The organism is Nocardia takedensis NBRC 100417, from assembly GCF_000308695.1.
In the GTDB taxonomy this organism is placed as follows: Bacteria; Actinomycetota; Actinomycetes; order Mycobacteriales; family Mycobacteriaceae; genus Nocardia; species Nocardia takedensis.
The window spans coordinates 36,208-58,120 of sequence record NZ_BAGG01000099.1; the positions used below are offsets into that span (position 1 = coordinate 36,208).

Below are 21,913 nucleotides of genomic sequence, written 5' to 3' on the forward strand. Positions count from 1 at the left end.
CTCAGACCGGACGCACGGCCCGGCGACCCGCCAGCGCGGTGTGCAGCGCCGCGCGCCACGGCTGCGGCGGGGTCAGTCCGGCCGAGGTCCAGGCGCGGTCCGACAGCACCGAATAGGCGGGGCGTTTCGCGGGGCGCGGGAAGGCGGCCGAATCGGTGGGGCGCACGCGGTCCGGGTCGGCTCCGATCTCCTCGAACACCGCGCGGGCGAGTTCGTACCAGGTGGCGACACCCGCGTTGGTGGCGTGCAGTACCCGGGGCGCGTCGGGGGTGCGGGCCAGTTCGAGCAGGCCGGCGGCGAGGTCGACGGCGTAGGTCGGTGAGCCGAGTTGGTCGTCCACCACGTCGAGGGTGTCGCGTTCCTGCTCGAGCCTGCACATGGTCGCGACGAAATCGCCGCCCGTCCCCCGGTAGAGCCACGCGGTGCGCACGACCTGTCCGCCGAGGTCGAGGACCGCTTGTTCGCCCGCCAGTTTGGACCGGCCGTAGACGGTGGTCGGACCGGTCGGGTCGGTGGTGTCGTAGGGGTGCGAATCGGTGCCGGGAAAGACGTAGTCGGTGGACAGGTGGATCAGCCGCGCACCCGCCTCCGCGCAGGCCGCGGCCACGGTCGCCGCGCCCGCGGCGTTGATCGCGAAGGCCGCCTCGGGTTCGGATTCGGCCCGGTCGACGGCGGTGTAGGCGGCGCAGTTCAGGACCACGGCCCCGGGGGTGAGCACGGACCGCACCGCGTCGGCATCGGTGATATCGAGCTGAGCGCGGGTATATCCGCGGGCGTCGGGCGCCAGGCGGAGCAGTTCCTCGCCGAGCTGGCCTCCGGCTCCGGTGACGAGCAGAGGTGCGGTCGACGACGAAATCGCGGCAATCACGGGCGACAGTCTGGCACGCCGGGCGGTGTCGGTTGCCCCGCGACGGGGTAACCGTTGGTTAGCCTATGGGGCCACGGGAGGGCGGACGGAGGGGCCGGGGCCCCCGCCGGAGTACGGCTACACCTGGTTCGACCACACGCCGAGTTCACCGAGTTCGTCGAGAGGATGCGGGCAGTTGCAGGCGATGAGCGGGTCCGGCCCGTCCCGGATGCACCGACCGGAACCGGTCGGCCCAGGCCGGGTGGTGGTGGCGATCCTGGCGGCGGTGGTCGTGGTGGTGACGGGTCTGGCCTGGCACAGCGTGGACTCGCTGATCGCCAATATCGAACGCATCGGCGACCTGGGCCTGGGCGGCGGCAACGACGACGGCGCGACCGACATCCTGATGGTCGGCGTGGACAGCCGCACCGACGCGCACGGCAACCCGCTGACCGGCGCCGAACGCGCGATGCTGCACGCGGGCGACGAGGTGGGCACCAACACCGACACCATCGTGCTGATCCGCATCCCGAACGACGGCGAGTCGGCGACCGCGATCTCCATCCCCCGCGACGCGCACGTCCAGATCCCCGGCCTGGGGAAGGGCAAGATCAATTCCGCCTACGGCGCGACCAAGGAGACCGAGCGTCAGGCGCTGATCGAGCGCGGCGTCGCCGAGGGCGAGGCGGAACGCGAATCCACCCAGGCCGGCCGGAAGGCGCTGATCAGCACCGTCGCGGAGTTGACCGGCATCACCGTCGACCACTACGCCGAGGTCAGCCTGCTCGGGTTCGTGCTGCTCACCGACGCGGTGGGCGGGGTCGAGGTGTGCCTGAACTCCGCGGTGGACGAGTGGATGTCGGGGGCGGACTTCCCGGCGGGCGAGCAGCGCCTGGACGGGCCGCAGGCGCTGAGCTTCGTGCGGCAGCGCCACGACCTGCCGCGCGGGGACCTGGACCGGATCGCCCGCCAGCAGGTGTTCATGGCGCAGTTGGTCGGGCAGGTGCTCAGCGCGCGTACCCTGGCCAATCCGGCCAAACTGGCGCAGTTGAGCGAGGCGGTCGGCCGCACGGTGGTGCTCGACGAGGACTGGGACGTGGTGGCGTTCCTGCAACAGTTGAAGGACCTCTCGGGCGGGCAGGTGCGGTTCGAGACCATCCCGGTCGCGGACCTGAACGCGATCACCGGCGACGGCGAGTCGGTGGTGCGCGTCGACCCGCGCGCGGTGCGCGAGGCGGTGGCCGCGCTGGTCGGCGAACAAGCCGAATTCTCCGGGGAGACGGGCGAATCCCCCGACACCCGGGTCGAACCCGCGTCGGTGAGGGTGAACGTCGCGAACGCGGGCGGCGTGCCCGGTCTGGCGGCGCAGGTGTCACAGGCGTTGAGCGCGAAGGGTTTCCGGGAGGGAACGGTCGGCAACTACACCGGGTCCGGTGTGTCGGGCAGTCGGGTGCTGGCCGCCGACACCGCCGATCCGGCGGCCGCCGCGGTGGCGAAAGCGTTGGGCGGATTGACCGTCCTGGCCGATCCGACGTTGTCGCGGGATACCGTCGGCGTGGTGCTGGCGAGCGACTATTCTGGTCCGGGCTCGGCGGCGGCGTCGATGTTCGATTTCTCCGGAACCTCGACCGCGCCGACGCCCGTCCCACCGGCACCACCGATCGACGCAGGCCAGAACGGACCGACATGCGTGAACTGACCACCACCGGAAAGCGTGACAATGCGTGATCGAGACCAAGCGCTGACCCTCACCGAAGCGGTCCTCGATCCGATCCTCGCGCGCGAACCCGCGGGTCCGCGCGTCACCTACTACGACGACGCCACCGGGGCCAGGATCGAACTGTCCGGCCTGACGCTGGCGAACTGGGCGGCCAAGACCGGCAACCTGATCCGCGACGAATTCGGTCTCACCCCCGGCGCGCGGGTCGCGGTGCTGCTGCCCGCGCACTGGCAGACCGCGGCCGTGCTGCTGGGTTGCTGGTGGGCGGGCGTCGAGGTGGTGCTGCGTCCTGACGAGGACGCCGATCTGGCCCTGGTGACCGCGCGGCGTCTCGCGGAGGTCGACGGTGTCGGCGAAGTCGCGGCGCTGTCGCTGGACGCCATGGGCGGCCCGGTCCGTGACCTGCCGGTGGGCGTCACCGATTTCGCCACCTCCGTGCGCGTGCACGGTGACCAGTTCCATCCCGGCGGCGCGGGCGTCGCGCTGGACGGCGAACCGGTGGCGGAGGTGCTGTCCCAGGCGCGCCGGTCCGCGGCGGCGCAGGGGTTCGGCGAAGGCGACCGGGTGCTGTCGACCACGCCGTGGGAGACGCCGCAGGACCTGATCGACGGGTTCGTGGCGGTGCTCGCGGTGGGCGCGTCGCTGGTCCAGGTGGTCAATGCTGATCCGGCGCGGCTCGAGCACCGGGTCGCCGAGGAGCGGGTGACGGCGCGTCGCGACTGAGTCACGGAGCGGGCCGTCTCCTACTCCGGTAGGGGACGGCATCCGACCGGAGGCCGTTCCACAATCGCCGGGAAGTCCGTACGGTGGGATGTACATCACACGACGGTGAGGCGGTGGGGTCATGAGAACGCAATACCTGCTCCGGTGGATGTCGACCCACGGGGCCGCGCGCCTCGGACTGCGGGTCCAGTCCCGCCGCGGCGACGCCTTCGCGACCCTGCTCGGCGGGCAGGCGGGCATCGCCGACCCGTATCCGCTGATCGCGGAACTGCGCGGCGAGCGACGACTGCTGCGCACCTCGCTGTCGTGGGCCACCTTCGACCACGAACTGTGCCGGAGCATCCTGCGCGACAAGCGATTCGGGGTCCGGCTCCCGGAGAGCTTCGACCTGCCCCGACCGCTGAAGGCGATCGCGAAACGGGCACCGCTGCCGCCCAATCCCGTCGACGACCCCTCGATGCTGGTCATCGACCCGCCGCACCACACGGCCATGCGCAAACCCGTCGCCGCGGCCTTCACCCCGCGCGCGATCGGCAAACTGCGCGACCGGGTCACCACCGTCACCGAGGAATTGCTCGCGGCGCTGCCCGCCCACGGCTCGACCGACCTGATCGCCGCCTACGCCGCGCAGATCCCCATCGCGATCATCTCCGAGATGCTCGGCTTCCCCGACCGCGACCGGGCGCTGTTCCTGCGCTGGGGCGACGACCTCACTCCGCTGCTCGACATCGGCATCGGGTGGCGCGCCCACTACCGCGCCATGCGCTCGACCGAGCGGATGAACGAGTACTTCGACGTCCACCTGGCCCGCCTGCGCCGCGAACCCGGCGAGGACATCCTCAGCAGCATGGTGGCCTCCGGCGAACTCGACGACCACGAACTCAAGGCCAACGCGAGCCTGCTGATGGGCGCGGGCTTCGAGACCACCGTCAACCTGATCGGCAACGGTGTCGCACAGTTGCTGGCCCACCCCGAACAGCTCGAACGTCTGCGCGCCGAACCGGACCTGTGGCCCAACGCGATCGAAGAGATCATGCGCTACGACTCCCCCGTGCAGACCACCGCGCGCTCGGCCCACGAGGACGTCGAGATCGACGGGCGCACCGTGCGCACCGGCAACGCGGTCATCCTGTCGCTGGCGGGCGCCAACCGCGACCCGAAGGTGTTCACCGACCCCGACCGGTTCGACATCGCGCGGGCCAACGCCAGGGATCACCTCGGCTTCAGCAGCGGCATCCACGTGTGCCTCGGCGCCAGTCTGGCCCGCATGGAGGCCGAATACGCGCTGCGCGCGCTGTTCGAGCGCTTCCCGGATCTCGCCCTCGACGGTCCGCCGCGCCGCAGGCAACTGTTCACCCTGCACGGGTATTCGCGGATGCCGGTACGGCTGGGCGCGCCGGCCCGGCCGCGTCAGCTGAACCCGACGGCCTGATCGCCCCAGGCGTTGTGCAGGTCGGCGTCGGGGTCCTCGACCACCCGGTCGACGGCGTCGATGAGCAAGGTGGCGCGGGTGTCCGGTCGGTACGGCGGCCAGTGTTTGGACCCGTCCAGCGCGGCGGGCACACCGTGCGTCGCGAAGGCCAGCCACCGCCGCATCATCCGGCCCGACACCTCCCCCGCCGCCTTGCGGCCGCCCAACCAGAACGTCGGGTCCAGGTTGAGCGTGCCGAAATTGCCGAACACATAGGGTAATTCGGTGGCGTGGCCCGCCCCGACGCGCGCCGCGCGCAGCATCGGGGTGGCGTGGTCGAAACGATAGACCCAGGTCGGTGAATGCTGGGCGTGGCCGTCGGCCACCCAGTGCGCGGGCATCCGGAACGCGGCGTCGGTCGACATCGCCAGCGCGCCACGGGATTTGCTCAGATCCGGGTAGGCCGAGGTGATCTCGGCGATCCGCTCGGCCGACATGCCGGGATTGCCCGCCGCCACGTCGTGCAGCATCAGGTTCACCGCCTCCGGGGTCACCGGCATGATGGGGGAACGGAACACCCGGAACAGCGACGCCTCGTCCTTGTTGGTGCCGATGATCAGCGGCACCCGGTGCGAACGCCCGTTCTGGAAACGATCGACCGGATAGGTCGGCAGCAGGTCGCCGTCCACCACCGGGGCCGCCGCCAACCGACCCGGTTCGGCCAGCGGCACCTCGTCGAGCAGCACGCCCGCCGCCCGCACGATCCGCTCGATCGGCATATCGATCAGTTCCAGCGCGCGCGAGGCGGGCAGATCCAGCAGTTCCAGGAACCGCCGGGCCACGCTCACGCCGCGTTCCGGCCCGAACACCGTCGTCGCGGGCGGGCTCTGCGCCATCGCCCGGTGGAAGAGACCGGCCGAATGCGGCGAGGTCAGCAAGGCCGTCACACAGCCGCCGCCCGAGGATTCGCCGAACAGGGTGACATTGCCCGGGTCGCCGCCGAACGCGGCGATGTTGTCGCGCACCCACTCGAGCGCGGCGATCTGGTCGTGCAGACCCAGGTTCGGGGTGAAGCCGTGGAACAGCGAGGACAGATCCAGGAAGCCCAGCGCGCCGAGTCGGTAGTTGACCCCCACGACCACCACGTCGCCGGTCTCGGCGAGGCGACGGCCGTCGTAGACGCCCTGGGCGGCCGTGCCGAGGCAGTACGCGCCCCCGTGCAGCCACACCATGACCGGCCGCGGTTCGCCGTCCCCGGTCAGCGCGCCGCGCGGCGCCCACACGTTCAACCACAGGCAGTCCTCGCCCATGGCCAGGTCGGAGTCCACCGGCACCATCGTGCCCATCGTCTGCGGGGCGACGTCACCGTAGGTCAGGCAGTCGCGCACGCCGATCCAGCGCTGCGGGCGAACGGGCGGTCGGAAGCGATTGGTGCCGGTGACGGGGGCGGCGTACGGGACACCGCGCCAAGCGGCGACCGGCCCGTCGTGGAACCCGCGGACCTCGCCGTACTCGGTGCGGGCGACCGGGGCCGCCGCGGGGTCGGTCACGGGGATCTTCCCGCGGGTGGCTGTGCTGGGGCTCGTCGCGCTCGGCTCGGTCATGATCCGCACCTCCTGCCCGATCCGGTGGTTCGCCGGAAGTTCGCCACCGGGGTCGGCACTTCTGATCTTTCCTCCCGAGGGTACGTCGCGAATCGGGTCCGAGCAGGTGAGACGCTCGATTCGGCGCGAGCGCGCTAGGCTGATCCGATGCCGAGCTACGCGTACCGGTGCCGGGGATGTGGGGACACCTTCGAGGTGAACCGACCGATGGCGCAGTCCTCCGACCCCGCCGTCTGCCCGGGCGGCCACACCGACACCGTCAAATTGTTGACCACATTCGCCACGGTCAGCAGGGGTGGCGGCGGCGTTCCCGCGCCCGCGCCGAGCGCCGCGCCCCGCCCCTCGGGCGGTGGCTGCTGCGGCGGCGGATGCTGCGCCTGACGCGCTCCCCTTCCCTCGTCACCGGACGGTGACCGACGTCACGAGCGACCGGCGTCACCGTCACGACGATCGACATGCCCCAGATCGCGGTCCGGCGACACCCGGTCGCGCACCCGCTGCTTGAGCACCGCGATCTCCGGGAACCCGCCGTCGGCCTTGCGCTCCCACACCTGATCCCCGTCCACGGTGATCCGGAACACGCCCCCGGTCCCCGGTACCAACGCGACCTCGCCGATCTCGGTGCCGAACGTGCTCAACAACTCCTGCGCCATCCACCCGGCCCGCAGCAACCACCGACACTGCGTGCAGTACTCGATCGCGATCCTCGACATCCGCCGAACCTACCGCCGCCGATCGGCCGCCGCCCACCTACGCACGGTGAGCACCCCCGGCACGGGCATCGCTCAGGGGTGCAGGAGGCCGTCGAGGTAGAGCCACGCGCCGTCCTCGCGGACGAAGCGACTGGTTTCGTGGAGAGTGCCGCGACCGTCGGGGCCGCGGTGGTGGGCGCGGAATTCGACGGTGCCGGTGGTGTCGAAAGGGCCGCCGCGTTCGGTGCGCACGATCTCGAGGAACAGCCAGCGCAGGTCGGGGTCCGGGTCGATCGAGGCCGGGCGGTGGGTGGGGTGCCAGGTGCGCCACAGGTAGTCGGTGTCGCCGAGCGCGAACGCGGTGAACCGCGAGCGCATCAGGGCCTCGGCGGTCGGGGCGGGGCGCGCGCCGGACAGCGCGGGGCCGCAGCATTCGGCGAAGGTGTCGCCGCGACGACACGGACAGGGACGCGACTCGGCCATGGTCCCGATTCTGGCCTCCCGGTCGGGCGAGCCGGTCACGGGGTGGCGACCTGGGACAACAGCACCGAGATCGCCTCGGCCTGCTCGCGCCAGCGACGCAGTTCGGTGACGCTGGGGGCGAGTTCGTAGTCGTGGTGGTGCGCCGCCCGCGAGAGCGCCGCCCAGACCGTCGCCACCTGCGAGGCCGTCTCCACGCCGGTGAACGCGCGCAGGGCGAGCAGTTGCGCGCGCATCGGGCAGCGCATCAACTCCGGGACCGAGCGCGCCCACAGTTCGTCCACCGACTGTTCCAACGCCAGGCGCAGGATCCAGGCCGTCGCCCGCGACCACACGCCGCCCGCGTCGGTGACCTCGCCGTCGAGGAGTCGGTCCACCGCGCCGAAACGCTCCGTCACCGTCGGGCGCGGCGCTCGCGGACCCGACGGCCGGGGATCACGCCGCGGCCGAGGCCGGCGCTGCCCGCTCACCCGCGCGCCCTCACCGGGCCAGCCACGCGATGAAACGTTCGGTGTCGGAGATCAATTCGCGCATACCGCGCCCGATCGGCACGTGCGCGCCCGCTGTCACGTCCCGCAGCGCGCTCACCAGCCATTTGCCGTCGCGGGCGAGGAATTTGTTGAGGTCGTCGACGTTGTAGCGCACACCCATCACGGCCAGCGCGACCATCGCTCGGGTGGTGTGCGCGCCCTCGATGTAGCGCTGCACGTCGCGATGCGGTCGCCCCGCCGCCAGCAGGTCGCGGCGCGCGCGGGCCTGCGCCGCCGCTTCCACCGCCGACCGGCAGCACGTCGCCACCAGTTCGTCGGCGATGGCCGGCGGCAACTGCGGGGTGCGCACCAGCGACCGCGCGTCGTCGAGGTAGCGGCGCACCGGGTCACTGGAGACGCGCACCTCCACGACCGACCGTTCGCGGCGCTGCACCTCGACCACGTGCGCGTCGAGTTGCATGCGCCGCACCGCCTCGGCCAACCGCTCGTCGTGGGTGAACACCACCACCTGGCGCGTCCAGGCGACCGCGGCCAGCACCGTCGCCAGACCGTCCACCTTGGCCGGGTCCATCGCCTGCACGGGATCGTCGATCATGACGAACCGGAACGGGCTGTCCTCCACGGTCGCGCGCGGCAGGAACAGCGAGAGACCGAGCGCGTGCAGTTCGCCCTGACTCATCACGCCCAGCGCGGCGCCGTCGACCTCGTCCACGGTGACGTCGAGCAGCACCCGGCGCGCGGTTCCGGCGTTGCCCTGCAAGCGGATCGCGCCCAATTCGACATTGCTCTGCTGGCGCAGGGTCCGCCACACCCAACGCGCGGTGGTCTCCAACGGGGTCATCCGCTCGCCGCGCAGCCCCGCGGTGGCCGATTTCAGCCAGTCCTCGGCGCGCCGCAGCGTGCGCAACTCCGCCGACCGCAACGCGACCTCGCGTGCGCCCTCCAACCAGCCCGCGATGCGCGGGATCAGCGGCGTCCACACCTCGTCCAACCGGTCGAGTTCCTTGCGGGTGCCCTGCTGGAGCAGTTCCAACTCGTCCACCAGCGCGGCGTGCGCGCACCGCAGGCGATCGGCGAGGTCGGGGGCATAGTCGACCTCGGTCAGCTCCGCCCACTCCGCCCAGGCCCGACGCACCGCACCGGTGTCGATCGTCGGCGGGGTGCGCGGATGGAACTCCAGGTCGCGCGGCACCTGTTCGGGCAGGGCGCGCGCGGCGCGGATCGCCTCGCCCAGGTCGGCGCGCGCGGAGGCCAACGCCTCGCTCTTCGCGGTCAGCGCGGCGATCGTGGCGTCGGCCCCTTCGGCCCACCGCGCGTCCAGGGTCGAACGCCCGCAGACCGGACACGCGCAGGAACCGCCCAGATCCACGTGCTCGCGCGCGGCGCGCAGCAGTTCCAGGACGCGCAGATCGGATTCGACGTCGGCCGAACTCCCCCGGTCCACCGCCGCGCCGAACCGCTCCAACCGCGCGGCCACCTCCTCGACCTGTTCGGCCCCCGGCACCGTCAACCGGACGATCGCGCGCAGTCCCTCCGGACCGATGGGCTCGGCGATCGCGCCGAACACGTGCGCGCCCACCGCCTTCAGGTCCGGTTGCGGGCGGCGCAGCAGTTCGGTCATCGCGATCGCGCGGTCGTCGGCCAGATGTTCCATCGCGGCGACCAGGCCGAGGCGCTCGTGGCGCGAATGACGCGCCGCGCGTTCGAGTTCCAGCCGCCGCGTCCGCAACCGCTCCTGCGCGACGGTCAATTCGTCCAAGCCCAACAACTGGTGCAGCGCGTCGAACAGATCGCTGGGGCGTCCGTCGACCAGCGCGCCGAGTTCGCTGTAGGACAGGAAGGGGCGGTACAGATCCAGCACGCCCGCCCACCGGGCGATGTCGAAAGGCGTTTCGCCCGTGGCGGATCCGGTGTCGCGTTGGGTCCAGTCCGCGTCGGTCAGCTCGGCCTCGGGCGACCACTGTTTGGCCACCGTCAGTTCGGGGTCCGCGCCCGCGGTGAGCAGGTCGACCTCGATGCGCGCGCCCTCCCCCGTGTGCAGGTTGCGCCAGCCCTCCCGCCACGCCGACGACCGACCGTCCCAGCGCCGGTTACCGCCGGTCAACGCGAGTTCGGCGGCCTCGGCGAAACTGGATTTGCCGCTGCCGTTGCGGCCGACGACCAGCGTGAGGCCCGGGCCGGGTTGCAGGGTCAGCGTGGCCTCGGGGCCGATCCCGCGGAATCCGCGCACCCGCACGGCCCGCAGGAAGATCCCGCCGATCTCGGAATCCACCGCGCCCGGCGGATTCTCACCGTGCTGTAGCGCCCCGAGAACGGCCTCGGCCACCTCACGGGTGACCGTCGGATCCTCGGCCAATCGCCCGGCCACCACCTCGGGCAGCCGCGGGGGTGCGTCCGTGGCCGGATCGGCCGCGGGATTCACGCGCATACGAAAACCCCTTCACCACCGAACCGCGGCCTGCCCTCCCGCTCCGGGCTCGGTGTCCCTGTCGAAAGCTGAGCGAAACGGTACCCGATCATGGCGCGATCACCCACCGGCGGTGCCGAATACTGTGGAGAGACGATGCGAGCTCCCGGTTGCGACGGGGACCTGACAGTTGCCGAACGAAAAGGTGACGCGAGCCTGCCCGCGGGGATGGATATGGCCATCGAGCGCACGCGGCCGCGTTCGATGTCCACCCCTCGCCAGCCCCGGCGGGCAGCTCGATGTGTCTCACCCGAGTCGGGTGGCCCGGACGAGCCGAACAGGACAGGATGCCGTACGCGGGTGAATTACGCAACACGAACGGAATGTTCGAATCCGATGCGCACACAGCCGTTTCCGCCCGGACGTGCGCGGCTGTCGGTGGGCTGGGGTAGAACTCCGTTCGACACCGACGAGGGGGGAACGCAGTGAGTGAGCGCAAGGTCGACCCGGCCACCGTCGCGCAGCGCCGCCTGCGCGTCACGGCCGGTCTGGAAGAACTCGATCTCTGGCTCGGCGACCAGGTCCGCACGGGCCTGGCGCAGACGGACCGCTCGCACCGGGCGTACGAGGCCGTCGCCGCCCGCATGGTCGACGCCCAGGCCCCCGGCGTGGCCGCCGCGCTGCGTCAGATCCCCACCACCATGGCCACCCGCGCCGACTGGCCGGATCGCGTCCTGGGCGAATACGCCCGCCTGCACCTGCTGATCACCGCCCACCGCCGCCTCGACGACCTGCCCGAAGCACTGGGCGCGAGCGTGCGCACCCACATCGGGTATCCCACCTCCTCGGAGTCCGTGCGGGCGTGTACACCGGTCCGCGACCACTGGATGGCGGTGGGTCGGCGGGTCACCGAGGAGGACCGACTCCACACCCGCCGCACCTGGTTGCTCGGCCGGGCCACCGGGCAATGGGCGCTGCTGGTCGAGCACAGTTTCGGGACCCCGGAATTCGCCCGGACGGTCCCCGAACCCGGTGCGATGGTCGACGCCGAGGTCCACTACTACCCCGCCGCCGCGCCGTTGCGGGCGATCTGGGGCGCGCAGTACGACATCGCGGAGCCCTTCACGACGATTCCGGTGACGGCGTCCGAGACGACTCGGGGAACCGTGTCCGAAGCGCTGGACGCGCACGCGCGGGCGCTGGCCGCCGACCCGTGGTTGCGGTCGTGGCCGGTGCTGCTGCGCGAGATCGTCCCGGTGGTCGACGGCGAGCGGTGGCGAGTGGTCGACGCGACCGGCGCGGCGGTCGAGGTGGCGGCCGCCGAACAGCCGTGGCAGTTGCTGGGGGTTTCCGGAGGACATCCGGTGACGCTGGTCGCCGAGTGGACGGCCGACGGGGTGACCCCGATCGCGGCGCTGGTCGGCGGCGAGATCGTGGACGTGGTCGCGGAGCGCGGGGCGACGCGATCCGGCGACGGTCGCGGTGCGGCGGGCAGCGGTGCGGATCTGACCTCCGTGGCCCTGCTCGGCACGGCGCGGCGCACCCCGGACCCGGAGCGGTTGCCCGCACCGGTGGCCGCGGCGGCGCGCCGGGTGGAGGGGGAATCCGGCCGCGCGCTGCTCGAATACGCCGCGCTGCGTGACGCTTTCGCGCGCGCGGGCGTGTGCCCGGGTACCGCGACCATACCGTCGCCTGCCCCGGACGACGAACGACGACGATTACCCGCGCCCGCCGCGCGCACGGTGGCCGCGATGCTGCGCGAGAACTCGCGATTCCTGGCGGAATGGTTCGAGGCCGCGCGGCCCCACGATTTCCGCGCCCCCGATTCGCTGTGCGCGCTGCTGCTCGAACAAGCCGCCGGCAGTACCAGGTGGCGCACGCCCCTGCTGGCCCTGGCGGGCGAGCGCGGGCGCTGGTTGGCGGCGCGTCATCCGCAGTGGCGCGCGCTGCCCTGGCCCGCCGTCGACGCCGCGACCGCCGGGGCCGAGGTGTGGCAGTACGGCGGCGCGCAGGCCCGGCGCACCTGGCTGACGGAGTTGCGGCGACGCGATCCGGCCGCCGCGCGCGACATGCTCGTCGCGACCTGGGCCACCGAATCCGGTCCGATGCGCGCCGAACTGCTCGCCACCTTCGAGGCCGGGATCTCCGTGCGCGACGAACAACTGCTCGAGTCGGCCTTGGACGACCGGCGCGCCGACGTGCGACGCGCCGCGGCGGGACTGCTGGCGCTGCTTCCGGATTCGGCGTTCGCCGGGCGGATGCTGGCCCGCGCGGCGACGTGGGTGCGCCCGGTCCGGTTGCGCGCCGACGGCACGGTGGCGCGCACACACCTGGTGATCGACATCCCGGAACCGCTGGACGCCGAGGCGATCCGCGACGGATTGGTCGATCGCGGCGTGGAGTTCTCCTACCGCTGGTCGGGCGCGCCCGACACCGCGGCCGGGCTGCTGCGCCAACTGGTCGCCGCGACGCCGCTGCGGTACTGGGAGGGCGGTGTGGCGCCGACGCCACGCGAGATGGTCGCCATCGGCGTGGTCGACAGGTTCCGGCAGCCGCTGTTCGACGGCTGGGTGGACGCCGCGCTGGCCCAGCGTGATCCGCGCTGGGCGGCGGCGCTTTTCGAGGCGGGCGTCCCCTCCGATTCCGCGCTGTTGCGTCGCCGGGAACTGTTCGCCCTGCTGCCCGACGCCGACCGCACCCGACACCTGCTGCGCCTGGACGGTTCCTGGCTCTCGGAGATCGAGGCGCTGCTACCCGCGCTGGCCCACCCGTGGCCCGCCGAGGTGGCCCAACACCTGCTCCTGCTGCTGTTCGACCGGGCCGGGATCGCGGCGCGCTCGTCCACCGCGCACGGCGTCGGGCCGCGCGCGCACCGCTCGCTGCTCACCGCCGCCTCGGTCCACCTACCGGTCACCGCCGCCCCCACCGTCGCGGGTCTGGCCCGCCGCTGCGACGATCCGGACTGGGAGCACGCCTTCGACCGGCTGGCCCACGACCTCAACCACCGCTCGATGATGCTCGAGGAGTTGCAGTGACGACCACCGACCCCGACCTGCTGCGCCCGCACGCCGAACAGGCCTTCGCGGGCGAACTCGCCGCGCTCGCCGCGATCGACGACCGCCCTCGTCCGCCCTCGTGGCGGCTCTCGCCGTGGGCGGTGGTCACCTATCTGCTGGGCGGGACGCTCGCCGACGGCACCGTGATCAGCCCCAAGTACGTCGGGCCGCGCCGCCTGGTCGAGGTGGCCGTGGCCACCCTGGCCACCGACCGAGCCCTGCTGCTGCTCGGTGTCCCCGGCACCGCGAAGACCTGGGTGTCCGAACATCTCTGCGCGGCGGTGAGCGGGACCTCGACCCTGCTGGTCCAGGGCACCTCGGGGACAGCGGAGGAAGCCATCCGCTACGGCTGGAACTACGCGCGCCTGCTGGCCGAAGGCCCCAGTGACGGCGCGCTCGTCCCCTCCCCGGTGATGACCGCCATGCGCACCGGGTCCGTCGCCCGCATCGAGGAGCTGACCCGCATCCCCTCCGACGTGCAGGACGCGCTCATCACGATCCTGTCCGAGAAGACCTTGCCGATCCCGGAACTCGGCGCCCAGGTGCAGGCGGCGAAGGGGTTCAACGTCATCGCCACCGCCAACGACCGCGACCGGGGCGTCAACGACCTGTCCTCGGCGCTGCGCCGCCGCTTCAACACCGTCGTGCTGCCGCTGCCCGCCGACGAAGAGGAAGAGGTCGCGATCGTCGTGCGGCGCGTCGAACAACTCGGCGCGGCACTGGAACTGCCCACCGTGCCCGCCGCGGCCGAGGAGGTGCGGCGGGTCGTGCGGATCTTCCGTGAATTGCGTTCGGGGGTGACGGCCGACGGCCGCACCAAACTGAAATCGCCGTCGGGCACCCTGTCCACCGCGGAGGCGATCTCGGTGATCACCAACGGCATCGCGCTGTCGGCGCATTTCGGCGACGGGACGCTGCGGGCGGGCGATATCGCCGGCGCGGTACTCGGCTCGGTCGTCAAGGACCCGGTCGCCGACACGGTGGTGTGGACCGAATACCTGGAGGCCGTGGTCCGCGAGCGGCCCGACTGGGCCGATTTCTACCGCGCCTGCCGCGAGGTGAAGGGATGAGCGCAGGGAGCGGCCGGTGAACACGCTCGAGGCCGAAACCGAGCCGGTGACGAGGGTTTTCGGCATCCGGCACCACGGTCCGGGGTCGGCGCGGTCGTTGCGGACCGCGCTGGAGGCCTTCGCTCCCGACGCCATCCTCATCGAGGGGCCCGCCGACGCCGATCCGCTGGTCGAGTTCGTCGCCGCCGCGGACCTGCGTCCGCCGGTCGCGGTGCTGGCCTACGTCCGCGACGAACCGGCGTCGGCGGCGTTCTGGCCGTTCGCGGCCTTCTCCCCGGAATGGCAGGCGCTGCGCTACGCCGCCGAACACGGTGTTCCCGCGCGGTTCTGCGACCTGCCCGCGGCGCAGGTGCTGGCCGCGGGCGAGGAGGGCGGCGAACGCGGCGACCCGCTCGCCGACCTCGCCGCCGCGGCAGGCTACGACGACGCCGAACGCTGGTGGGACGCGGTGGTGGAATCGCGCGCGGACGCGGCCGAGGACGCCGCCGACGTCGCCGACGCGGGTTTCGAGGCGATCACCGAGGCGATGGCCGCGCTGCGCGAAGCCGAGGACGCCGTGGACGCGCACACCCTGCGCCGCGAGGCCTACATGCGGCAGCGCGTGCGGGCGACGCAAAAGGGCGGCGCGCGCAGGCTCGCGGTGGTGTGCGGGGCGTGGCACGCGCCCGCGCTGGTCGGTCCGCTGGGGCCCGCCGCCGCCGATCAGCGGTTGCTGACCGGCATGCCGAAGGTGAAGGCCACGCTGACCTGGGTGCCGTGGACGCATTCGCGGCTCTCGGTCGGCTCCGGATACGGCGCGGGCATCACCTCGCCCGGTTGGTACCACCACTTGTTCACCGCCACCGAACAACCCGTGGCGCGCTGGCTCACCGCCGTGGCCGGGGTGCTGCGCGCCCACGACCTGCCGGTGTCCAGCGCGCACGTCATCGAGGCGGTGCGTCTCGCGGAAACCCTGGCGGCGCTGCGGGATCGACCGTTGGCGGGGCTGTCGGAGGTCACCGAGGCGGTGCGGTCGGTGCTGTGCGGCGGCGACGAGACGATGGTCCGGGTCGTGGTGAGCGAACTCGTGGTCGGCGAAGCGCTCGGCGGCGTCCCGGAGGACGTGCCGACGGTTCCGCTCGACGCCGACCTGCGCGCCGCGATCCGCTCGCTGCGCCTCAAACAGGAGCCCAAGGCCCGATCGGTCGACCTGGATCTGCGCAAGGAACGCGATCTCGCGCGGTCCCGACTACTGCACCGACTGCGGCTGCTCGGCATCGACTGGGGCGAGCCCACCACCGGCGAGGTGCGCGGCACCGGCACCTTCCGGGAGAGCTGGACTCTGCGCTGGCGGCCGGAATTCGCGGTCGCGATCATCGAGGCGTCGCGCTGGGGGCCGACGCTGCGGGTGGCCGCGCAGACACGCATCCTCGACGCCGCGCACCGCCCCGACATCGGTCTGGCCGAACTCACCGCCGCGCTGGACGCGGCACTGCTCGCCGATCTCGGCGAGGCCACCGACGGTCTGGTCGCCCGCGTGGAGTCGGTGGCCGCGCTCGATCACGACGTCACCCATCTGCTCGCCGCCTTGCCCGGCCTGATCGACACGCTGCGCTACGGCGATGTGCGCGGCACCGACACCGCGGCCCTCGCCCATGTCGCCGACGGGTTGCTGGTGCGGATCTGCGCGGGTCTGCCCGGGGCGGTCACCGGTCTGGATGCCGAAGCCGCCCACCAACTCCGGGTCCTGTTGGACGCGGCGCACACCGCCGTGCACACCCGCGACGATCCCGCCGCCTCGGCACGCTGGCTGGCCGCGCTCGGCAGACTCGCCGACCGCACCGACGTGCACGGCGAACTGGTCGGCCGGGCGGTGCGGTTGCTCGGTGACGCGGGTGTCCTCGACGAGGCGCGGTCCGCGCGCCGTTTGGCCGCGGCGCTGTCGGTGGGCAACACCGCCGCCGCCAAGGCCGCCTGGATCGACGGCTTCCTCGGCGGGCGCGGTCTGCTGCTGGTGCACGATCGGGAACTGCTCGGACTCATCGACGCCTGGTTGCGCGACCTGGACGACGAAGAGTTCGTGCGCACCCTGCCGTTGCTGCGCCGCACCTTCGGCGCTTTCGAATCCGCGGAGCGGCGGGCCATCGGTCGCGCCGTCCGCGACACCGGGACGACCGCTCAGGCGCCCGGTACGGCCATCGACGCCGTGCGGGGCGCGCTCGCGCTGCGCGCCGTCGCCGACATCCTGGGGGTCCGGTGACCGACGACGACCACGCGCGGCGCTGGCGACTGGTGCTCGGCACCGCCGCCGAACCCGAACTCGGCGGGCTCGCGACACCCTCCGACACCGCCATGGACCGCGCGATGGGCACCCTCTACGACGGGCCCGACGAGGCGGTCTCGGCGAAACGGTCCGCCGGACTGGGCGGTTCGGCTCCGCGCGTGGCGCGCTGGCTGGGCGACATCCGCACCTACTTCCCGTCCACGGTGGTGGAGGTCATGCAGCGCGACGCGGTCGAACGGCTGAACCTCACCCAGTTGCTGCTGGAACCCGAACTGCTCGAAGCCGTGGAACCGGACGTGCACCTGGTGGGCACCCTGCTCGGGCTGAACAAGGTGATGCCCGAGACCACCAAGGCGACCGCACGGATGGTGGTGGAGAAGGTGGTGCGCGATATCGAGGCGCGCATCGCCGCGCACACCAGGGCGACGGTCACGGGGGCGCTGGACCGCGCCGCGCGCGTCACCCGACCGCGGCCGCGCGACATCGACTGGGACCGCACCATTCGCGGCAATCTCGCCCACTACCTGCCCGAATATCGCACGGTCGTCCCGCAGCGGTTGATCGGCCACGGCCGACGGGCCCAGGCCGTGCGCAAGGAGGTGGTGCTCGCCATCGACCAGTCGGGGTCGATGGCGGCCAGCGTCGTCTACGCCTCGGTGTTCGGCGCGGTGCTGGCGTCCATGCGCGCGTTGCGGACCTCCCTGGTCGTGTTCGACACCGAGGTGGTCGACCTCACCGATCGGCTGGCCGACCCGGTCGAGGTGCTGTTCGGCACGCAACTCGGCGGCGGCACCGACATCAACCGGGCGCTGGCCTACTGCGCCACGCTCATCACCCGCCCCGCCGACACGCTGTTCGTGCTGATCTCCGACCTGTACGAGGGCGGGATCCGGCGCGAGATGCTGCGCCGGGTGCACGCGATGAAGGAGTCCGGGGCACAGGTGGTGGTGTTGCTGGCGCTGTCGGACGAGGGCGCGCCCGCCTACGACCACGACAACGCCGCCGCCCTGGCCGCCCTGGACGTGCCCGCCTTCGCCTGCACCCCCGACCGGTTCCCCGAATTGCTGGCCACCGCCATGGATCGCGGCGACATCCACGCGTGGGCGGACCGCAACGCGCGCTGATCCGCCCCGCTCACCTCACAGGTCCGCGATGGCGGCCAGCGGCGGCGTGCGCGCGGCGCGCACACCCGGCCACACCGCGGCCAGGACGCCGACCACCGCCGAGGCCACCAGCACCGACACCAACTGCGTCCACGGCACGGTGATCTGGTCGATGCCGAAATCTCGCAGGGTGCGGAGGAATCCGATGCCGAGTCCGATGCCGAGCACCACGCCGACCAAGGCGCCGAAGATCGCGATCAGCATCGACTCCAGGTAGATGGTGCGGCGGACCTGGGCGCGCAATGTGCCGACCGCGCGCAGCATGCCGATCTCCCTGCGTCGCTCCACCACCGACAGCGCCAGGGTGTTGATGATGCCCAGGATGGCGATCACCACGGCCAGCGCCAGCAAGCCGTAGAGGATGGCGAGCATTGTGTTGATCTGTCGGCCCTGCGCGCCCTTGAACTCCTCGCGGTCCTGGACCTGGACGACGGCGAACTGATCGGTGGCCTTCTCCAGATCGGTGCGCATGGCGGACAGGTCGGCCCCGGGCTGCGCCTTGACCAGCACGAAGAAGTTGTTCTGGAAACTCACCGGTATCACCTGTTGGAACACGGTGGGCGCGAGCACCATCTGTCCGAGCAGCGGGGACTTCTTGTAGACGCCGCTGATCGTGACGGGCACCTTCTGGTTCTTGTCCAGCGTGGTCAACTCGATGCGCTGCCCGGCGCTCCACCCGTGCTCGGCGGCCTCGTCCTGATCGACCATGACCTCACCGTCGCCGAGTGAGCCGGTGCCGCTGACCAAGTCGTAGTTGAGCACGTCGTCCATCGGGCGGTCCGGCGAGATGCCGGTCATCTGATCGTCGCCGACCTTCACCGCCGCGCCGCGGAAGCCCACCGCGTCGGCGACACCGGTGACCGCGCGCGCCGAATCGGGCACGCCCAACGGCAATCCGATGAGCTGGGACTGCTGGGGCCCCGACAGCACGTAATCGGCGTCGACGCCTTTGTCCACCAGGACGCCGATGCTGGTCTTGGCCGACGCGCCGAGCATCCCGATCGCCGAGACCAGCATCAGGCCGAGGGTCAGTGCGAAGGCGGTGGCGGCGGTGCGGCGCGGATTGCGCACCGCGTTGTTGCGCGCCATCCGACCGATCGCGCCGAAGGGACGCACCAGGATGCCGAGCGCACCGACGATCGGCCGTGACAGCGCGGGCGAGGCCAGCAGGACCGCGAGAATCAGCGCCAGCGCGCCGGCGCCCACCGTCGCCGCCGCGCCGCCGCCCACCGACTGCGCGCCCACCACGACCAGGGTGACGCCGAGCACCGCGAGCACCGCGCCGACGAGGGTGCGCACGCGCAGGGAATCGCCCATGCTGGCGAACTCCTCGCGCATCGCCTCGACCGGCGGGATCTTCGCCGCGCGTCGTGCCGGGGCGTAGGCGCTGATCACCGTGACCAGCAGACCCACCAGCAGGCCGACGATGATCGTGCGCGGCAGGATCGTCATCGATCCGGTGGGAACGCCGAGGTCGAAGGCGTTGAGCAGACCCGACAGTCCGTAGGCCAGACCGACGCCCGCCACGAGTCCGATGACGCTGCCGATGAATCCGATCACCAGCGCCTCGGAGACCACCGTGCTGCCGACCTGGCGGCGGCTCGCGCCGACCGCGCGCAGCAGTGCCAGTTCGCGCAGGCGCTGGGCCACGATCATCGAGAAGGTGTTGTAGATGATGAAGGTGCCGACGATCAGCGCGATCGCGCCGAAGGCGAGCAGGAAGTAGTTGATGAAGTTCAACGCCTCGGAGATCTGCGATTTCAGATCCGCGCGGACCTGTTCGCCGTTCTGCACCTTGTAGCCGGGCAGTTCCGCGGCCAGTCTGTCGCGCACGGTGTCGGCCGCGACGCCGGGCGCGGTCGCGATGTCGACGTGCGCGACGTGGTACCCGTCGGTGAACAGGTCCCTGGCCTGGCTGTCCTCGAACAGCAGGCCGATGTAGCCGCCGGTGTCGGAGGCGACCGAATAGATCCCGGAGACCGTCACCTCGAGGGTGGGGCTCTGCTGGGTGCTGCGCGAAGGGATGAGCACCTTGGCCTTGTCGCCCACCGCGAGGCCGGCGCGCTCCGCGCCGCCGGTGTTGATGGCGACCTGCCCGGGGGCGCTGGGCGGTGCGCCCGCGACGATCTCCTGCGGTTCGGCGATGGCACGGTCGGGCGGCAGGTAGGACTCGCCCCAACTGGGCGCGCCGCCGGTCTGCACCGGCTTGTTGTCCTCGTTCAGCAGCACCAGCGGACCGTTGACGCTCGGCGCCACCGCGCGCACGCCCTCGGTGCGGCCGATCTGGTCGACCGCGGCCAACGGGACGCCGAAGGACTGCTGGTTCTCCGGGCTGACCCGGACGTCGACACCCTTGGCCTCGTTCTCGAAGATGCCGTCGAAGGTGCGCTGCAAGGTGTCGGTGAACACGAACGACCCCGCGATGAACGCGGTGCCGAGCACGACCGACAGCAAGGTCAGGGCCAGGCGCACCTTGTGCGCGGCGAGGTTGCGCAAGGCGACCTTGCGCATCGGATTTCCGGCCATCAGACCTGCTCCAGCGACTTCATCCGATCCAGCACCGATTCGGCGGTGGGCGAACGCAATTCGGAGACGATACGGCCGTCGGCCAAGAAGACGACCCGGTCGGCGAAGGAGGCGGCATGCGGTTCGTGGGTGACGATGACGACCGTCTGGCGGAATTCGTCCACCGCGGCGCGCAGGATCGACAGCACCTCCTCCGAGGACCGCGAATCCAGGTTGCCGGTCGGTTCGTCGCCGAAGATGATCTCCGGCTTGCCGACCAGCGCACGCGCGCAGGCCACCCGTTGCTGCTGGCCGCCGGACAGTTCGCTGGGACGGTGCCCGAGTCGCTCGGTCAGGCCCAGCCTGCCCACCACGGTGTCGAGCCACGCGCGGTCGACCTCGCGGCCCGCGATATCCAGCGGCAGGGTGATGTTCTCCAGCGCCGTCAGCGTCGGGACCAGGTTGAACGCCTGGAACACGAAGCCGATGCGGTCGCGCCGCAGTTTGGTCATCTGCTTGTCGCCGAGATCGGTCAGGTCGGTGTCGCCGATGCGCACGGTGCCGGAGGTGGCGCTGTCCAGGCCGGCCAGGCAGTGCATCAAGGTCGACTTGCCCGACCCCGACGGACCCATGATCGCCGTGAATTCGCCGCGCGCGAATTCGGCCGACACCCTGTCCAGTGCCGTGACCTGCGTATCTCCCGATCCGTAAATCTTGCTCACATCGATGGCGCTGGCCGCGACGTCGGCCGCGACCACCGGTTCGGCGATGTCGGTACCCACTGCGTGCGAAGTCATGCCCTCCAGTCTGTCTGCCCGGAGTTCGCCGCGCCATCAGGGATACCCCCGAGTCCCCTCGGCGTACCGTGGGACCGCACACGCCCCCGGCCGCCCGGTGATGATTTTCCGGTACGTTGAGGTTCGGATCACAGGGATCCGGAATTGGCAGGTAGAGACGAGTGAGCATTCGCACCATTCCGCTGCGCACCCTGTCCGGCGACCAGGCCACCCTGGCCGAACTGGTCGGCGACAACGTCGTGCTGCTGGTGAACGTGGCCTCCAAATGTGGCCTGACCCCCCAGTATTCGGGCCTTGTCGAGTTGCAGCAGACCTACGGCCCGCAGGGTTTCAGCGTCGTCGGGGTGCCGTGTAACCAGTTCATGGGGCAGGAACCCGGCACCGCCGAGGAGATCGCCGAATTCTGCGCCACCACCTACGGCGTGGACTTCCCGCTGCTGGAGAAGGCCGAGGTCAACGGCGAGAACCGGCATCCGCTCTACGCGGAGTTGACGCAGTCGGCCGACGCCGAAGGCGCCGCGGGCGACATCCAGTGGAATTTCGAGAAGTTCCTGATCGACCGGTCGGGTTCGGTCGCGGGCCGGTTCCGGCCGCGCACCACCCCGGAGGCCCCGGAACTGCGCTCGGCCGTCGAAGGTCTGCTCTGACCGTGTGAACCCGGCGCGCACAGACGATTTCGGCCCG

The 21,913-nt window shown here is 71.6% G+C and carries 17 protein-coding genes; 9 read left to right on the forward strand and 8 right to left on the reverse strand.

Features of this window, described 5'->3' with window-relative positions; all coding sequences use genetic code 11:
* Window position 1 precedes the first annotated feature (1 nt).
* Window positions 2-868 (reverse strand): dTDP-4-dehydrorhamnose reductase, encoded by an 867-nt coding sequence (gene rfbD, locus ON30_RS21365; RefSeq protein WP_245554150.1) that lies wholly within the window; start codon window positions 866-868, stop codon window positions 2-4.
* A 184-nt stretch (window positions 869-1,052) separates the two neighbouring features.
* On the opposite strand from rfbD, the gene ON30_RS21370 reads away from it, so the two are divergent.
* The 3 genes from ON30_RS21370 (at window position 1,053) to ON30_RS21380 (ending at window position 4,722) form a co-directional block, all read left to right on the forward strand.
* The gene (locus ON30_RS21370; RefSeq protein ID WP_281004742.1) at window positions 1,053-2,546 is read left to right on the forward strand and encodes an LCP family protein; all 1,494 of its coding nucleotides are present in this window, start codon (window positions 1,053-1,055) and stop codon (window positions 2,544-2,546) included.
* Between the two features lie 21 nt (window positions 2,547-2,567).
* Window positions 2,568-3,290, forward strand: a complete 723-nt coding sequence (locus ON30_RS21375; RefSeq protein ID WP_040709523.1) for a TIGR03089 family protein — start codon at window positions 2,568-2,570, stop codon at window positions 3,288-3,290.
* A 121-nt stretch (window positions 3,291-3,411) separates the two neighbouring features.
* A complete protein-coding gene (locus ON30_RS21380) occupies window positions 3,412-4,722 on the forward strand; it encodes a cytochrome P450 (RefSeq protein WP_040709524.1) in 1,311 nt (436 codons plus the stop codon).
* Here ON30_RS21380 and ON30_RS21385 read toward each other — a convergent pair.
* The gene (locus tag ON30_RS21385; RefSeq protein WP_083911572.1) at window positions 4,701-6,305 is read right to left on the reverse strand and encodes a carboxylesterase/lipase family protein; all 1,605 of its coding nucleotides are present in this window, start codon (window positions 6,303-6,305) and stop codon (window positions 4,701-4,703) included. The genes ON30_RS21380 and ON30_RS21385 overlap by 22 nt on opposite strands.
* Window positions 6,306-6,452: 147 nt before the next feature.
* On the opposite strand from ON30_RS21385, the gene ON30_RS37670 reads away from it, so the two are divergent.
* Window positions 6,453-6,686 (forward strand): FmdB family zinc ribbon protein, encoded by a 234-nt coding sequence (locus tag ON30_RS37670; RefSeq protein ID WP_040709526.1) that lies wholly within the window; start codon window positions 6,453-6,455, stop codon window positions 6,684-6,686.
* 38 nt (window positions 6,687-6,724) lie between these two features.
* Here ON30_RS37670 and ON30_RS21395 read toward each other — a convergent pair whose 3' ends face one another.
* The 4 genes from ON30_RS21395 to ON30_RS21410 form a co-directional block, all read right to left on the reverse strand.
* A complete protein-coding gene (locus ON30_RS21395) occupies window positions 6,725-7,018 on the reverse strand; it encodes an Rdx family protein (RefSeq protein WP_040709528.1) in 294 nt (97 codons plus the stop codon).
* 72 nt (window positions 7,019-7,090) lie between these two features.
* On the reverse strand, window positions 7,091-7,480 hold the full coding sequence (locus ON30_RS21400) for a YchJ family protein (protein ID WP_040709572.1): 390 nt from the start codon (window positions 7,478-7,480) through the stop codon (window positions 7,091-7,093).
* Window positions 7,481-7,515: 35 nt separating this feature from the next.
* Entirely contained in the window at window positions 7,516-7,875 is a 360-nt protein-coding gene (locus ON30_RS21405; protein WP_085999376.1) for a hypothetical protein, read from the reverse strand.
* Window positions 7,876-7,957: 82 nt separating this feature from the next.
* Complete coding sequence (locus ON30_RS21410; protein ID WP_040709532.1) at window positions 7,958-10,396, reverse strand: AAA family ATPase; 2,439 nt, start codon at window positions 10,394-10,396, stop codon at window positions 7,958-7,960.
* Window positions 10,397-10,860: 464 nt separating this feature from the next.
* Between ON30_RS21410 and ON30_RS21415 the strand changes: the two genes are divergently transcribed.
* From ON30_RS21415 to ON30_RS21430, 4 genes are read left to right on the forward strand one after another with little or no spacing between them, the layout of a single operon-like run.
* Window positions 10,861-13,410 (forward strand): DUF5691 domain-containing protein, encoded by a 2,550-nt coding sequence (locus ON30_RS21415; RefSeq protein WP_040709534.1) that lies wholly within the window; start codon window positions 10,861-10,863, stop codon window positions 13,408-13,410.
* The gene (locus tag ON30_RS21420) at window positions 13,407-14,501 is read left to right on the forward strand and encodes an ATP-binding protein (protein ID WP_040709536.1); all 1,095 of its coding nucleotides are present in this window, start codon (window positions 13,407-13,409) and stop codon (window positions 14,499-14,501) included. Before ON30_RS21415 ends, ON30_RS21420 begins: the two co-directional genes overlap by 4 nt.
* Window positions 14,502-14,517: 16 nt before the next feature.
* Window positions 14,518-16,740, forward strand: a complete 2,223-nt coding sequence (locus tag ON30_RS21425) for a DUF5682 family protein (RefSeq protein ID WP_083911573.1) — start codon at window positions 14,518-14,520, stop codon at window positions 16,738-16,740.
* Window positions 16,737-17,888, forward strand: coding sequence for a vWA domain-containing protein (locus ON30_RS21430; protein WP_040709539.1), 1,152 nt, complete (start codon window positions 16,737-16,739; stop codon window positions 17,886-17,888). The genes ON30_RS21425 and ON30_RS21430 overlap by 4 nt, the downstream gene beginning before the upstream one ends.
* 15 nt (window positions 17,889-17,903) lie before the next feature.
* Here the strand turns inward: ON30_RS21430 and ON30_RS21435 are convergent, their stop codons facing one another.
* Both ON30_RS21435 and ON30_RS21440 read right to left on the reverse strand, forming a co-directional pair.
* Window positions 17,904-20,453 (reverse strand): ABC transporter permease, encoded by a 2,550-nt coding sequence (locus ON30_RS21435; protein WP_040709541.1) that lies wholly within the window; start codon window positions 20,451-20,453, stop codon window positions 17,904-17,906.
* The gene (locus ON30_RS21440; protein WP_051029713.1) at window positions 20,453-21,229 is read right to left on the reverse strand and encodes an ABC transporter ATP-binding protein; all 777 of its coding nucleotides are present in this window, start codon (window positions 21,227-21,229) and stop codon (window positions 20,453-20,455) included. The genes ON30_RS21435 and ON30_RS21440 overlap by 1 nt, the downstream gene beginning before the upstream one ends.
* 161 nt (window positions 21,230-21,390) lie before the next feature.
* Between ON30_RS21440 and ON30_RS21445 the strand changes: the two genes are divergently transcribed.
* Window positions 21,391-21,876 carry a glutathione peroxidase gene (locus ON30_RS21445; protein ID WP_040709543.1) on the forward strand — a complete coding sequence of 162 codons (486 nt, stop codon included), beginning with the start codon at window positions 21,391-21,393 and terminating at the stop codon, window positions 21,874-21,876.
* Window positions 21,877-21,913: the final 37 nt, after the last annotated feature.

Bases quoted from the DNA above. Each gene is read 5' to 3' on its own strand.
- ON30_RS21370 (WP_281004742.1), top strand. From the start codon at position 1,053: ATGAGCGGGTCCGGCCCGTCCCGGATGCACCGACCGGAACCGGTCGGC.
- ON30_RS21375 (WP_040709523.1), top strand. From the start codon at position 2,568: ATGCGTGATCGAGACCAAGCGCTGACCCTCACCGAAGCGGTCCTCGAT.
- ON30_RS21380 (WP_040709524.1), top strand. From the start codon at position 3,412: ATGAGAACGCAATACCTGCTCCGGTGGATGTCGACCCACGGGGCCGCG.
- ON30_RS21385 (WP_083911572.1), bottom strand. From the start codon at position 6,305: ATGACCGAGCCGAGCGCGACGAGCCCCAGCACAGCCACCCGCGGGAAG.
- ON30_RS37670 (WP_040709526.1), top strand. From the start codon at position 6,453: ATGCCGAGCTACGCGTACCGGTGCCGGGGATGTGGGGACACCTTCGAG.
- ON30_RS21395 (WP_040709528.1), bottom strand. From the start codon at position 7,018: ATGTCGAGGATCGCGATCGAGTACTGCACGCAGTGTCGGTGGTTGCTG.
- ON30_RS21400 (WP_040709572.1), bottom strand. From the start codon at position 7,480: ATGGCCGAGTCGCGTCCCTGTCCGTGTCGTCGCGGCGACACCTTCGCC.
- ON30_RS21410 (WP_040709532.1), bottom strand. From the start codon at position 10,396: ATGCGCGTGAATCCCGCGGCCGATCCGGCCACGGACGCACCCCCGCGG.
- ON30_RS21435 (WP_040709541.1), bottom strand. From the start codon at position 20,453: ATGGCCGGAAATCCGATGCGCAAGGTCGCCTTGCGCAACCTCGCCGCG.
- ON30_RS21440 (WP_051029713.1), bottom strand. From the start codon at position 21,229: ATGACTTCGCACGCAGTGGGTACCGACATCGCCGAACCGGTGGTCGCG.